General features: G+C 59.3%; 11 protein-coding genes. 10 read left to right on the top strand and 1 reads right to left on the bottom strand.

Features of this window, described 5'->3' with window-relative positions:
* Positions 1–22: 22 nt before the first annotated feature.
* Entirely contained in the window at positions 23–712 is a 690-nt protein-coding gene (locus HY696_02600) for a YggS family pyridoxal phosphate-dependent enzyme (GenBank protein MBI4237294.1), read from the bottom strand.
* Between the two features lie 360 nt (positions 713–1,072).
* On the opposite strand from HY696_02600, the gene HY696_02595 reads away from it, so the two are divergent.
* The 10 genes from HY696_02595 to HY696_02550 all read left to right on the top strand — a co-directional run bounded on the left by HY696_02595 (position 1,073) and on the right by HY696_02550 (position 12,482).
* Positions 1,073–1,606, top strand: coding sequence for a hypothetical protein (locus HY696_02595; protein MBI4237293.1), 534 nt, complete (start codon positions 1,073–1,075; stop codon positions 1,604–1,606).
* A gap of 504 nt (positions 1,607–2,110) precedes the next feature.
* Positions 2,111–2,914 carry an ABC transporter permease gene (locus HY696_02590; GenBank protein ID MBI4237292.1) on the top strand — a complete coding sequence of 268 codons (804 nt, stop codon included), beginning with the start codon at positions 2,111–2,113 and terminating at the stop codon, positions 2,912–2,914.
* Complete coding sequence (locus HY696_02585) at positions 2,911–3,696, top strand: ABC transporter ATP-binding protein (GenBank protein MBI4237291.1); 786 nt, start codon at positions 2,911–2,913, stop codon at positions 3,694–3,696. The genes HY696_02590 and HY696_02585 overlap by 4 nt, the downstream gene beginning before the upstream one ends.
* The gene (locus HY696_02580; GenBank protein ID MBI4237290.1) at positions 3,689–4,582 is read left to right on the top strand and encodes an MCE family protein; all 894 of its coding nucleotides are present in this window, start codon (positions 3,689–3,691) and stop codon (positions 4,580–4,582) included. The genes HY696_02585 and HY696_02580 overlap by 8 nt, the downstream gene beginning before the upstream one ends.
* 118 nt (positions 4,583–4,700) lie before the next feature.
* A complete protein-coding gene (locus HY696_02575; GenBank protein MBI4237289.1) occupies positions 4,701–6,815 on the top strand; it encodes a serine protein kinase in 2,115 nt (704 codons plus the stop codon).
* 4 nt (positions 6,816–6,819) lie between these two features.
* Positions 6,820–7,923: a DUF444 family protein gene (locus HY696_02570; GenBank protein ID MBI4237288.1), complete on the top strand. Its 1,104-nt coding sequence runs from the start codon at positions 6,820–6,822 to the stop codon at positions 7,921–7,923.
* A gap of 5 nt (positions 7,924–7,928) precedes the next feature.
* Complete coding sequence (locus HY696_02565; protein MBI4237287.1) at positions 7,929–9,416, top strand: SpoVR family protein; 1,488 nt, start codon at positions 7,929–7,931, stop codon at positions 9,414–9,416.
* 340 nt (positions 9,417–9,756) lie between these two features.
* Positions 9,757–10,221 (top strand): hypothetical protein, encoded by a 465-nt coding sequence (locus HY696_02560; GenBank protein MBI4237286.1) that lies wholly within the window; start codon positions 9,757–9,759, stop codon positions 10,219–10,221.
* Positions 10,222–10,235: 14 nt separating this feature from the next.
* On the top strand, positions 10,236–10,820 hold the full coding sequence (locus tag HY696_02555; GenBank protein MBI4237285.1) for an aminodeoxychorismate/anthranilate synthase component II: 585 nt from the start codon (positions 10,236–10,238) through the stop codon (positions 10,818–10,820).
* A gap of 183 nt (positions 10,821–11,003) precedes the next feature.
* Complete coding sequence (locus tag HY696_02550) at positions 11,004–12,482, top strand: hypothetical protein (GenBank protein MBI4237284.1); 1,479 nt, start codon at positions 11,004–11,006, stop codon at positions 12,480–12,482.
* Positions 12,483–12,484: the final 2 nt, after the last annotated feature.

Raw genomic sequence — 12,484 nt, 5'->3', positions numbered from 1 at the left:
GTAATTGCGCTGCGGATCCCGGCTAAGGGGCTCGGGCACCGAACAGTGCGGTGCCGATCCGGATCATCGTGGCGCCTTCTTCGATCGCGATCTCGAAGTCGTCGCTCATGCCCATAGAAAGTTCGGTGAGCGGAGTGGGGGTGAGGCCGCTTGCGTTGATCGCGCGCAGTAGTGCTGCGACGGCGCGGAAATGGGGGCGATTTGCCTCGGGTGCGTCGGCTGGCGGCGGGATGCACATCAGACCACGCAGTTCGATGTTGCGGCAACCGCGTAGCTGTTCGACCATCGCGCGTACCCCGGTCGGCGGCACGCCCGACTTGCTGGCCTCGCCCCCGATATTCACCTCGATCAGGCACCGGACCGGACGCGTCGCCCGCCGCTCGATGACTTCGGCCAGCGCCAGCGAGTCGAGGCTGTGGATCCACCTTATATAAGGAAGGACCGCCTTCACTTTATTCCGCTGCAAATGTCCGATAAAGTGCCATGAGCGGACTGCCTCCCCCAACGCCGCCCCCTTCGTGACCAACTCCTGGACATAATTTTCCCCGCAGTCCGTCACACCGGCTGCAATCCCCGCCCGGACCACTTCAACCGACTGCCCCTTCCCCACCGCCACTAACGTAACCGCGTCCGGATCCCGCCCCACCAGCCGCGCCGCCACCCGCATGCGTTCACGGATCATTGCAAGACGTTCTGTAATCGTACCAGTCATGGCATGAATTCCTTTCCCTCAGCGAAAAATGTGACAGCTTGCTTCCTTGTGTTGTGGGGGCAAGAGGTATTGGGAGCAATGACCATAGCTTAAGCACGGCGCAGGTTACCGCTATTCGTTGGGGGCGATTCTGAGCGCGGCGGCACGATGGTGATGATGCCCCGCCGCGCGAAGTATCAGTGAGCCGAGGGCCGTAACCCGAGGCGAACGGCACCCAACGAATAGCGGTAACCTGCGCCCCGGGTTGCGATCTCGGCGTGTGAGTCCCCAGATCAGTCATTGCTTGCGGCAATACCGGCGAGCTGTCTCATTCGAAGCACCTCTCTTGTCAACCCCCGTCCACTTCTGTATGAACGCGCCATGCGATACGCGCGCTTGGGGGCGCTTTGGTTCAGTCTCATCCTGTTCACGCTTACCGGCTGCATCTTTGCGCCCAGCCGTGGTCCGCGCATCTTGAGTGTTCGCCACGACACCGTCTTCTTGACCGATCATCGCGCCTTCACCGTCGGCGCGTTGCCCACGCCATGGCAGCGTTACCGCACGCGCGCCAGCGGACTGACGTTTCGCCACGGCCCGACCGGGGCAATGCTGACGCTCCACACCGGCTGCGGCGGCAGTTTCGAAGACATCCCGCTGAAAAATCTGATGGGCGGATTGTTCGGTGGTCTCCCGCTCGAACGCGAACTCGGCGATCAAATGTTTTCGCTCGACGGCCGCGAGGCCTACCGCTCCCGCACCGTGCGCCGCATCGACGGCGTCCCGGTGTATTGTGAGGCGGTCGTCGTGAAGAAAAACAATTGCTCCTTCGACTTCATCCTCACCGCCCCCGAAGCCACCGCCGCCCACGTTCGTCCCTCCTTCGACACCTTCGTCCGGGGGTTCCATTTTGAGTAGAGCGGAACATTGGATCTATGACCCGGCAGGAGCGGGGGGGCGTCCTGCGGGCCGTTCGCCTCGCGTTACGGCGCTCGGCTCACTGAGACCTCGCTCGCTCAGACTCGCCCGCAGGACGCCCCCCCGCTCCTGCCTCGAGGCTGTGCTGCAACCCGATTGCTCCACATTGTATCCCTTGTATCCCTTCCATCAAGCTGGTGAGGATGGTCTCGCCCATGCCCCGGATCGAACGGGTCAGCGGATTGTGCTCAGTCGCTCGCGGGTGTGCGACAGGGTGCATTGGTCGCCGGTATGGTTATGGAACGGCCGGGGTTGTGGCGTGGGAGTCGCCCAGGGGCTCTCGCAGCCGATTTCACCATTCGAATGTAATGACGAAATCGGCGAGGGTGAGCGGCGCTGCGCCTCGATGGCGCAGCGACCGCGTACCCTGAGCGACTCCCACGCCACAACCCCGGCACTCCGTGGTGAAGCGCCGAACGGTCGTGAGTGTGCAAAGAGTCCCCTATGACCACTCTCCTCCGAGCGCCGAAGGCGACGAGTTTCTTTTTGGTTCTGGGCCGCGAAGTCCTCGTGCTCACGGCATTGGTCGGCGGTGTCACCCAACTGGCGTGGCGCACCGTGCGCACCTTGTTCCGCTATCGTTGGGATTGGAAAGAAATCCTCCGCCAATGCTTCTTCGTCGGCAATCGCTCCGTCCCGATCGTCGTGCTGATCGCCGCGTTCACCGGCATGGTGCTCGCGTTGCAATTCACCGTCGGCTTGGCCCGGTTCGGCCTGAAGCTCTACACCGGACAAATCGTCGGCCTCGCGATCGCGCGCGAGTTGGGGCCGGTGCTGACGTCCCTGATGATTGCCGCGCGGGTGGCCTCGGGGATCGCGGCGGAATTGGGTTCCATGATGGTTACCGAGCAAGTCCTCGCCATCGAGGCGATGGGCGCCAATCCGGTGCATAAGCTGGTGGCGCCGCGCCTGATTGCCACGATGGTGATGACGCCGATCCTGGCCATCGCCGCGGACGTGATCGGGATTCTCGGCGGAATGGTGATCGCGATGATGGAGGCGAAGGTCACCGCGCATTTCTATCTGAAACAGATCGTCGAGACGGTTTCTGTGGAGGACTTTCTGCACGGCATTGGCAAGACCGTGGTCTTTGCGTTCTGCATCGCGATGATCGCGTGTTACCAAGGGCTGCGTACCCACGGTGGCACGGAAGGGGTCGGTCGCTCCACCACGCGGGCCGTGGTGTATGCCTCGATCGTGATCTTTATCTCCGACTTTTTCCTCACCAAACTCTTCATTATCTTATGAACGCCGATCCCATTATCCAACTGGACCACGTGCAGAAGCGCTTCGGGAGTCGCGCGGTGCTGGACGATTTCAGCCTGGCGATTCATCCCGGCGAGACGGTCGTAATCCTGGGCGGTTCCGGCACGGGCAAAAGTGTTGCACTGAAACTGATCTTGGGACTGCTGGCGGCCGATGCCGGTCTGGTCACATTTCGCGGCGCGGATATCCACCGGATGGACGAAGCGCAGTTGCGTGCGATGCGACGCGAGATCGGGATGTTGTTTCAAGGCGGCGCGTTGTTCGATTCGATGACCGTCTATGAAAATGTCGCCTATCCGTTGCGCGAGCATTATCAACACCCGGAAGCGAAAGTGCAGGAGATCGTCGCACATTGTCTGGAGCTGATCGGGCTCCCCGGCATCGAGACGATGGCGCCGGCCGAACTCTCCGGCGGGATGCGCAAGCGCGTGGCGTTGGCGCGGGCGATTGCCACCAATCCGGCCGTGATCTTGTACGACGAGCCGACCACCGGCCTCGACCCGGCCAATACGCGGCGCATCAGTCTCCTGATCCGCAAACTGCAACAACAGTTGCACGTCACCAGTATTGTAGTAACGCACGACATGGCGAGTGCGTTCACGGTAGCCGATCGCGTGGCCTTGCTGTATAACCGCCGCCTTGAATTTGTCGGCACGGTGGACGCGGCGCGCGCGTCGGCGAATCCGGTGGTACAAAATTTCATCCGAGGCGATCTCGGCGAAGAGGACAAAGTCATGGCAACGAGGGAGATGCGTCATGCCTGAGGCGATGTTGCAAGATCGCGCGATTCAAGTCCGAGTAGGCATCCTGGTCTCGGCCGGGCTGTTGTTGGCGATGCTTGTGATCTTCATGATCGGGAGCGACCGCGCGTGGTTCGAACGGAAATACAGCCTCTATTGTACGTTGCCGGATGCCGGCGGCATCGGGCCGGGGACGTCGGTCTCATTAGCTGGGATGCGGGTCGGTTCGGTTTCGGCGGTTGGATTTTCCCCCGATGCCGACAACAAGGCGTTGATCGTCCAAATGGAAATCGCGTCGCAGTTCCAAGACCGGATTCGTCGCGACTCCAAGGCCAGTGTCGCCAGTCAGGGATTGCTGGGCGACAAGATCATCAGTCTCTCTGTCGGCAGTGCCGCGCATGAACCGCTCAAGCATAAAGATTTTATCGAGACGGAACCGAGCTCCGACTTGCTCAGTCAAGGGGCCTCGATCCGCGAATTGATGGGCCAGGCCGAGCAGACGATGCAAGCGATTCAAAAGTTGGTCGCGGCCGTCGATCGGGGCGAGGGGATGTTGGCCGCACTGCTCCACGATCCCGACGGTGCGATGATCGTTAAAGATCTGGCTTCCGGGGCGCGCAGCTTCCGGCGGATGGCGGGGAAGTTAGAAGGCGAGGCGGGGAGTGTGGGTTTAGGCCAAGTGATGCGGAATCTGGAGTCGGCGAGCCACGACATCCGCAACGTGACTGCGCAAATTCGCCGCGGCGAAGGTACGTTGGGGGCGTTGCTCAGTGACAACTCGATTTACCAAGAACTGCGGACCATGTTCGGCAAGGCGGGCCGCAATTTGGTGTTGAAATCGGTGGTGCGTGACATGATTCGCGAAAACGAACGCGCCGCATTAGGCAACGCCGGCTCAACGCAGGACTAAAAAATGCTGTTGCGGGTGAAAAATGCCGAATCGGCGGTTGCGCCACCCGCGACGCGTGTGTACAATACGAGATAACAACGCAGAACCACTTTAAGAAACATCATAAGGAGGGTGCCCCATGACGCATTCCCACGACTCAACCACAGCCGGCAATCGCCCTGCAGGCAGTACGCTCTTGTCGACGGTCCTTGGAATGCACGACATCCGCAATTTTGAAGAACTCAATTGGGAAGGCTCGATCGCCGATTATCTCCAGATCGTCGAGACCAATCCCAAAGTGGCGCGCAACGCGTTCCAGCGGATCTACGACATGATCACGTCGTACGGGACCGAAGAATATTTCGAATATAAAAAGAAGATCATCCATTACAAATTTTTCGACGATCCGTTCGGCGCGGGTCTCGATGCGGTGTACGGCCTCGATGTCCCCTTGATGAAACTCGTCAACGTCTTCCAATCCGCCGCGCGCGGCTACGGGACGGAAAAACGGATCATCCTGCTGCACGGACCGGTCGGCAGTTCCAAGAGCACGATCGTCCGGATGTTGAAGAAGGGGTTCGAATGTTATTCTCGGACGCCGGAAGGCGTGTTGTACACGTTCAGTTGGTTGAAGAAGGACCTGAACGACACGCGGAACGTGTTCGGTCAACAACTCGAAATGCCATGTCCGATGCACGAAGATCCGCTGAAAATTTTCCCGCCTGAAGCGCGCGCCAAGATCTTGGAACGGATGAATACGCATCTCAGCGAAACCGAGCAGATCGACATCGAAGGCGATCTGTGCCCGCCGTGTCGTTTCGTCTTCCGCGAACTCCTGACCTACTATCGCGGCGATATGGCCAAGGTCCTCGACCACGTGCGCGTGCGTCGCGTGTTGGTCTCGGAAAAAGATCGGATCGGCGTCGGAACGTTCCAGCCGAAGGACGAAAAAAATCAAGACTCCACGGAGCTCACCGGCGACATCAATTATCGCAAGATCGCCGAATACGGCTCGGACTCGGATCCGCGCGCGTTCAACTTCGACGGGGAATTCAACATCGCCAATCGGGGCCTGATCGAATTCGTCGAAATCCTCAAACTCGATGTCGCGTTCCTCTACGATCTGCTCGGTGCGTCGCAGGAACATCGGATCAAGCCGAAGAAATTCGCGCAGACCGACATCGATCTCGTGATCCTGGGCCACACCAACGAACCGGAGTACCGGAAATTCATCAACAACGAATACATGGAAGCGTTGCGCGATCGGACCGTGAAGATCGACATTCCGTACATTACGAAGCTGCACGAAGAGATCAAGATCTACCAAAAAGATTACGGCAAGGATCGGATCCGCGGCAAACATATCGCCCCACACACGCTGGAAACCGCCGCGATGTGGGCGGTGTTGACGCGCTTGGAAGAGCCGAAGAAGGCCAATTTAACGCCGCTGCAAAAATTAAAACTCTACGACGGCAAGACGTTACCGGGGTACACCGAAGACAATGTGAAGGAGCTGCGTAAGGAAACGATGCGCGAAGGCTTCGAAGGCGTTTCGCCGCGGTATGTGCAGGACAAACTCTCCAATTGCTTAGTCATGGAAACCGGGAGTCGCTCGATCAATCCGTTCATGGTGATGAGCGAACTGGAAAGCGGCCTGCGGCACCACTCGCTGATCAAGAACGAAGAACAGCGAAAGAAGTATTTGGAATTGATCGCCGTGGTGCGCAACGAATACGAAGATATCGTGAAGAACGAAGTGCAGCGCGCCATCTGCGCCGACGAAGACGCGATTGCGCGGCTCTGTGCGAACTATATCGACAACGTGAAGGCCTACACGCAGAAAGAACGAGTCCGGAATCCGTTCACCGGCCAAGACGAAGAACCGGACGAACGCCTGATGCGTTCGATCGAAGAAAAAATCGACATCCCGGAGAGCCGCAAAGACGATTTCCGCCGCGAGATCATGAACTACATCGGTGCCCTGTCGTTGGACGGCAAGAGCTTCAACTACAAGACGAACGAACGGCTGCACAAGGCGTTGGAACTGAAGCTGTTCGAAGACCAAAAAGACACGATCAAGCTGACCACGTTGGTCTCCGGGATTGTCGACCGCGCCACGCAGGAAAAAATCGATGTCGTGAAGGCGCGGCTGATCAAGAACTACGGCTACACCGAAGAAAGTGCGACCGACGTCCTCCAGTTCGTCGCGTCGATCTTCGCGCGCGGCGATATCAAGGAACGCGGAACAAGGTAGCCGAATGGTCCAAAAAATCGAACAAGACAGCCAGCGTTTTCGGCAGATCATTCGCGGCAAGATCAAGCAAGACGTTAAGCGCTTCCTCACCAATAGCGAACTCATCGGCAAGAAGGGGAAGGAGCTCGTCACGATCCCGATCCCGCAGCTCGAAATTCCCCGCTTTATTTACGGAGAAAAACAGCGCGGCGGCGTGGGCCAGGGGCAGGGCGACGTCGGCACGCCGTTGGGACCGGGGCCGGAGGGGAGCGATCCGAAGGCCGGTGACGCGCCCGGCGAGCACATGTTGGAAGTGGAACTTTCTTTTGAAGAATTGGCCGACATTATCGGCGAAGGGTTGGAACTCCCGAAGATCGAACCGCGCGGCCACGCCGATCTCGAAAGCGTGCGGCGTCGTTACACCGGCATCGCGCACGCCGGCCCCGAAGGGCTGAAGCACTTCAAACGCACCTATCGCCAAGCGCTGCGGCGCCAATTGCTGACCGGCCAATACGATCCGAAAAAACCGATGGTGATCCCGGTCCGCGAAGATCGCCGCTATCGGACCTATCGCGAAATCCCGCAACCGCACCACAAAGCCGTGGTGTTTTTCATGCTCGACGTCTCCGGTTCGATGGGGAGCGAACAAAAAGAAATCGTTCGTTTGGAAACGTTTTGGATCGATACGTGGCTGCGCAAACAATACGCGAGCGTTGAAGTGCATTACATCATCCACGATGCGGTGGCGCGCGAAGTGGATCGTGAGACCTTCTTTCACACCCGCGAGAGTGGCGGGACGATCATCTCGTCTGCGTACAAGCTCTGTCTCGACCTGATCAATCGCCAATTCGCGCCGACCGACTGGAACATCTATCCGTTTCATTTTTCCGACGGCGACAACTGGTCGAGCAACGACACCGAAGAGTGCATGAAATTGCTCGAAATGGAATTTTTCCCGATCGTGAACCTCTTTTGTTACGGCCAAGTGGAGAGCGAATACGGGAGCGGCCAATTCATGCGCGACCTGACCGCGCGGTTCCCGAGCCACGATCGACTGATCACCTCGCGGATCGAGAACAAAGACGCCATTCCGCGCTCGATCAAGGATTTTCTCGGGAAGGGGAAGTAGGCATGATGACGCTGCCGCCGGAGTTGTGCCGGATGCGGGATGAACTGCGCGGATACGCGGTCGGGTACGGACTCGATTTTTTTGAAGTGATCTTCGAAATGCTCGATTGGCGCCAGATCAACGAAGTCGCCGCGTTCGGCGGTTTTCCCAATCGCTATCCGCACTGGCGCTTCGGCATGGAGTACGAAGAGCTGGCGAAGAGTTACACGTACGGCCTCTCCAAGATCTACGAAATGGTGATCAACAATGATCCGTGTTACGCGTATTTGCTGCACAGCAATAATCTGGTCGATCAAAAGTTAGTGATGGCGCATGTGTACGCCCACTCCGACTTCTTCAAGAACAACGTCTATTTCGGACACACCAATCGGAAGATGATGGACGAAATGGCGAATCACCGCACCCGCGTGATGCGCTACATTGACCGAATCGGCTACGACAAAGTCGAGGCGTTCATCGACGCCTGTCTCTCGCTGGAAACTTTAATCGACTACCACGGCGCTGCCATTCGCCGCGCTCCAGCCCGCCAACATGTCGAACATGAAGAAGGCGACGCGTCGCCGGTGGTCCGGAAGCTGGGCACGGGTGCGCGGCACTACATGGAACGCTACCTGAATCCGCCCGAATTCATGGAAGCGCAGCAACAAAAATTAGTCGAGGAACGCCAACGCGAGAAAAATTTCCCGGAACGTCCACAACGCGACGTACTCCAGTTCCTAACCGACTTTGCCCCGCTGGAAAGTTGGGAACGTGACCTCCTTTCCATTGTGCGCGAAGAAGCCGTTTACTTCTCTCCCCAAGCCCAGACGAAAATTATGAACGAAGGTTGGGCCAGCTATTGGCACAGTACGATCATGACGCAGCGGGCGTTGAAGGATTCGGAGGTGATCGATTACGCCGATCACCACGCGGGCGTGGTGGCAATGACGCCGCAGCGGATCAATCCGTATAAGATAGGGATCGAGCTCTATCGCGATATTGAAGATCGGTGGAACCGCGGGCGATTCGGCAAGGAATACGACGAGTGCACCGACATGCGCGTGCGGGCGAAGTGGGATCGGCAGTTGGGATTAGGAAGGCAGAAAATTTTCGAAGTACGGAAGATCTACAACGACATCACGTTTCTCGACGAATTCCTGACGCCGGAGTTTTGTCGTGAACACCGGATGTTTGTCTACGCGTACAACTTGAGCAGCGACCAATTCGAGATCGCCGATCGGACGTTCGAGAAGATCAAGAAACAACTGCTGAATCAATTGACGAACGCGGGACAACCGACGATCGACGTAGTCGACGCCAACTACGGCAATCGCGGAGAGCTGTTGTTAAAGCACCAACACGACGGCGTGGATCTCCGTTTTGATTATGCGCAAGAAACTTTGAAGAATCTGTTTCGGATCTGGCGACGGCCGGTGAATATCGAGTCGGTGGTGGAAGGGGTGCCGAAGATCTTGTCGTATGACGGGCAGGGGCACAAAGAATTTCGTCCGTAGGTCTGCTTTGCTTCCTTCAAGAGATCCGCAGTCCCCGGGGAGCGGGTGCGCGTGACGCAGGAGGGAAGGGTCAACCCTTCCCCCCCGCAACAGCGGGGCCCCCCTATCCCAGCGTCACGCGCACACAGCCCCCGAGCGCTGCTCCATTCTTCGCACTGAGACCTCCTTTACTTGGTGGGGGAGGTTGAAGTGGGATGTTGTGTGTGGTGTGTCTCGCTGATGGTTTGTTGGCGCTGGTTTGCGGGGTGTTGGGAAAAGTGCTTGCGTCGCGGGGTGGGGGTGGAATAGGGGGTTGCCCATTGTTTTTTTGTGACAACTGCTGCGTGGAAAGGGGCTGAGTATGGCGATCGGCGGGGTGCGGAGGGCTGGCGTGGTCGGTGGAGTGGGTGCGCGCGCGCTGTTGGTGCGGCCGGGGAGTGGTGTGGGAACGGCATCTGTGCCGCGTCCGGCTGTGGCGTTAGCGCGTGGATTGGGACAGCGCATAGCGGGCCTCTGGGCGAATGTGACGGGACGGGGCAACGTCGTCGCCGCTGCGCCGGAGCATGGCATTCAATCAATGGGTGGACTGGCGGCGTTCGGTGCGCTCCCGCTGGGCTATTTCGATGGATATGCCGAGGATGTCGCATCTGTTCCATATGGGTGGGCCGGACCGGCTGCCGTAGCGTTGGTATTGGGCGGTTTGGCAATTTGGGGGTTTATTACCAATCGGAATGAGGCACGACGGACGCAATTAGCACCGATCCCGCGGGAAGAGCGGATCGCCACATCCGCGTCGGCACGGTCGGATCACGTCAGCGGCGAGTAGTATGGTAACCGCCCATGGTGCGAGTCTTCCTGCTCGATAACGTCGATTCGTTCACCTACAACTTGGCGCAAGGGTTGGAACAGCTCGGCGCGGTCGTACAAGTGGTACGCGCAAGCAGTGCGCTGACCGACGCCATCGCCGCGTTTGTGCCGACGCATCTCGTGCTGTCTCCCGGGCCGTTGCGGCCCGCCGATCATCCGGCGATCTTTACTCTGTTGGAGCGTTTTGCGGGACGGCTCCCCATGCTCGGCGTCTGCCTCGGCATGCAAGCAATCAATGAATATTGCGGCGGCGGCATCCGCCGCGACACGCACCCAATGCATGGCAAGACCAGTGCGGTCATTCACGACGGACACTCTCTCTTCGCCGACGTGCCGACGCCGTTTTCCGCCGCCCGTTATCACTCGCTGCGCTGCGACCCGCTCGGCCAGGAACTCCACGCCACTGCGTGGACTAGTGACCGTCGCATTGTGATGGCGCTGCAACACACGACGAAGCCGCTCTTCGGCCTTCAGTTCCATCCCGAATCTTATCTCACCCCGGATGGCCTGCGCATCTTGAGGAATTTTCTGGCGGTTGGTGGGAATGATCGGATTTGATCTGGCATATCTCATAAATAGGTAAGAGACGTCATCCTGAGCCGTTCGGCGAAGGATCCAGTGGATTTCGCGGGATTCTTCGCCTGCGGCTCAGAATGACAGCGCTTGAAATGCTTACATGCCCCTAGCGAGGCAACTTTTTTTCGATGCGGCCGATACTGAACGCATGCTGCAGGAGCACCCATGACGAATCGCTCTCCGTCCGTTGGCAATGGCATCAGGTATCACGTTGTGCCACGTCAGCCGCTGGTCTATCGAATAACCACCGCATCACAGGACCATTGCCCAACGAGGGGACCGTTGGGTGGCAATGGCGATCGTCGAAACACGCATCTGCCTACAACCATCGTCGCGTCTCGTGCGATCGGCGGTCCGGTTGCCGGTAAGCCACTCTCCATAGCCGGCGACGTGGTCTCCGCCGGGGCCTTTTCGCTGTTTGCCGCGGAGGAGATGCCGGGATTGCTTGCCAATCTCTTCGGAATCTACGCACAACGGGGATGTATCCAACGCTGTGCCGGTTGCCATGCCGGGGCACTCCCCGATGTGGCGACGGTGAGTTGGCCACTCGCAGTCGCGGTGCTGACGGCATTGCGGGAGGCGAGTGCGCGGCACGGAGTGCCGGTCCAGGCCGCATTCCCCAATGCGCTGATCGAGACGTTTCGCGACAGCGATCCGGCGCACTTGGAGTGCGCGACGGGAGAGGGGATTGGCGACTTCGCACGGCTGGTGGCCGAGACGACGCGGTGTCGCGTGAAGATCATGACGGCCGGGGTGCGTGGCGTGCTGCAGCACGGGGCGTTGCGGCTTGCGGATCGCGATCTGCAGCAATTAACGAACGCCGGACTACATGCTGGGCGCATGTCGGTGTCGATCTCTACCCAAACGCGGCAGTATCGCGTGTTGGGCCCGGAGCGCGTGGCCACTGTGTTGGCCCGGACCTTCGAGGCGTGTCTCCGCGGCGCGACCTCTGACACCGAGGTCTTTGTGGACGTCGTCTACTTTGCCGATCGGGACAATCCACCCACGCGCCCGCTGCGGAAGAACGAAAACGCGGCGATGCAGGCGACGCTGCGATTGCTCGACGCGGTCCTCACGCAAATTGAAACGTCGTTCCTCTCCGCCGCGGAAAAACAAGCACTCCGGGACTTTCTGCAGAGCGACGCCTGTGATGGCACGACCAATCACCGTTTCTTGTTGCCTGGCCGCCAGGTGGGACTCCGCGTTTCGCCGTATCTCAACATCGGCCGTGCCGCCAAAGACCACAGGCAAGGCCTGGCGCCGGCCGCGACCCATGTCTCCGATTGGCTCAGCGTGCTCCCCGGCGATCCGGCGGACACCATTGGTCTGACGGTCGGCGGTGCCACGCATGGCTTCACGCGCGCGGCATTGCAGGATCCGCAGCGTCGCCACGCATTCCTTACCGTGGTGCAGGCGGCGCGGGGCGATGGGCTCTTGAGCGAGCGGGCCGCGTTGGCCGGGCCCTGGTTGACGTTCTTTCGCGCGGAACTGGATCTCTCGCCTGCGGTGCCGCGTTTCCTCAACCCGGCGCAACTGCGGATGGCGCCGGGTGTCAATCACGGGCCGGGGGTGAATCTGCTCGTGAGTGACGTGGCGGGGGGGGAGTTGCAAGTCGTGATTCCGTACCAACGTCTCACGCCCTGAGG

Source organism: Deltaproteobacteria bacterium (genome assembly GCA_016210045.1).
Lineage (GTDB): Bacteria > UBA10199 > UBA10199.
This window is presented reverse-complemented; position numbering and strand designations above follow the sequence as displayed.

Excerpts from the sequence above, each read along its gene's own strand:
- HY696_02565 (MBI4237287.1), top strand. The coding sequence starts at position 7,929 with ATGACGCTGCCGCCGGAGTTGTGCCGGATGCGGGATGAACTGCGCGGA.
- HY696_02575 (MBI4237289.1), top strand. The coding sequence starts at position 4,701 with ATGACGCATTCCCACGACTCAACCACAGCCGGCAATCGCCCTGCAGGC.
- HY696_02585 (MBI4237291.1), top strand. The coding sequence starts at position 2,911 with ATGAACGCCGATCCCATTATCCAACTGGACCACGTGCAGAAGCGCTTC.
- HY696_02600 (MBI4237294.1), bottom strand. The coding sequence starts at position 712 with ATGACTGGTACGATTACAGAACGTCTTGCAATGATCCGTGAACGCATG.
- HY696_02560 (MBI4237286.1), top strand. The coding sequence starts at position 9,757 with ATGGCGATCGGCGGGGTGCGGAGGGCTGGCGTGGTCGGTGGAGTGGGT.
- HY696_02595 (MBI4237293.1), top strand. The coding sequence starts at position 1,073 with ATGCGATACGCGCGCTTGGGGGCGCTTTGGTTCAGTCTCATCCTGTTC.
- HY696_02580 (MBI4237290.1), top strand. The coding sequence starts at position 3,689 with ATGCCTGAGGCGATGTTGCAAGATCGCGCGATTCAAGTCCGAGTAGGC.
- HY696_02550 (MBI4237284.1), top strand. The coding sequence starts at position 11,004 with ATGACGAATCGCTCTCCGTCCGTTGGCAATGGCATCAGGTATCACGTT.
- HY696_02570 (MBI4237288.1), top strand. The coding sequence starts at position 6,820 with ATGGTCCAAAAAATCGAACAAGACAGCCAGCGTTTTCGGCAGATCATT.
- HY696_02590 (MBI4237292.1), top strand. The coding sequence starts at position 2,111 with ATGACCACTCTCCTCCGAGCGCCGAAGGCGACGAGTTTCTTTTTGGTT.
- HY696_02555 (MBI4237285.1), top strand. The coding sequence starts at position 10,236 with ATGGTGCGAGTCTTCCTGCTCGATAACGTCGATTCGTTCACCTACAAC.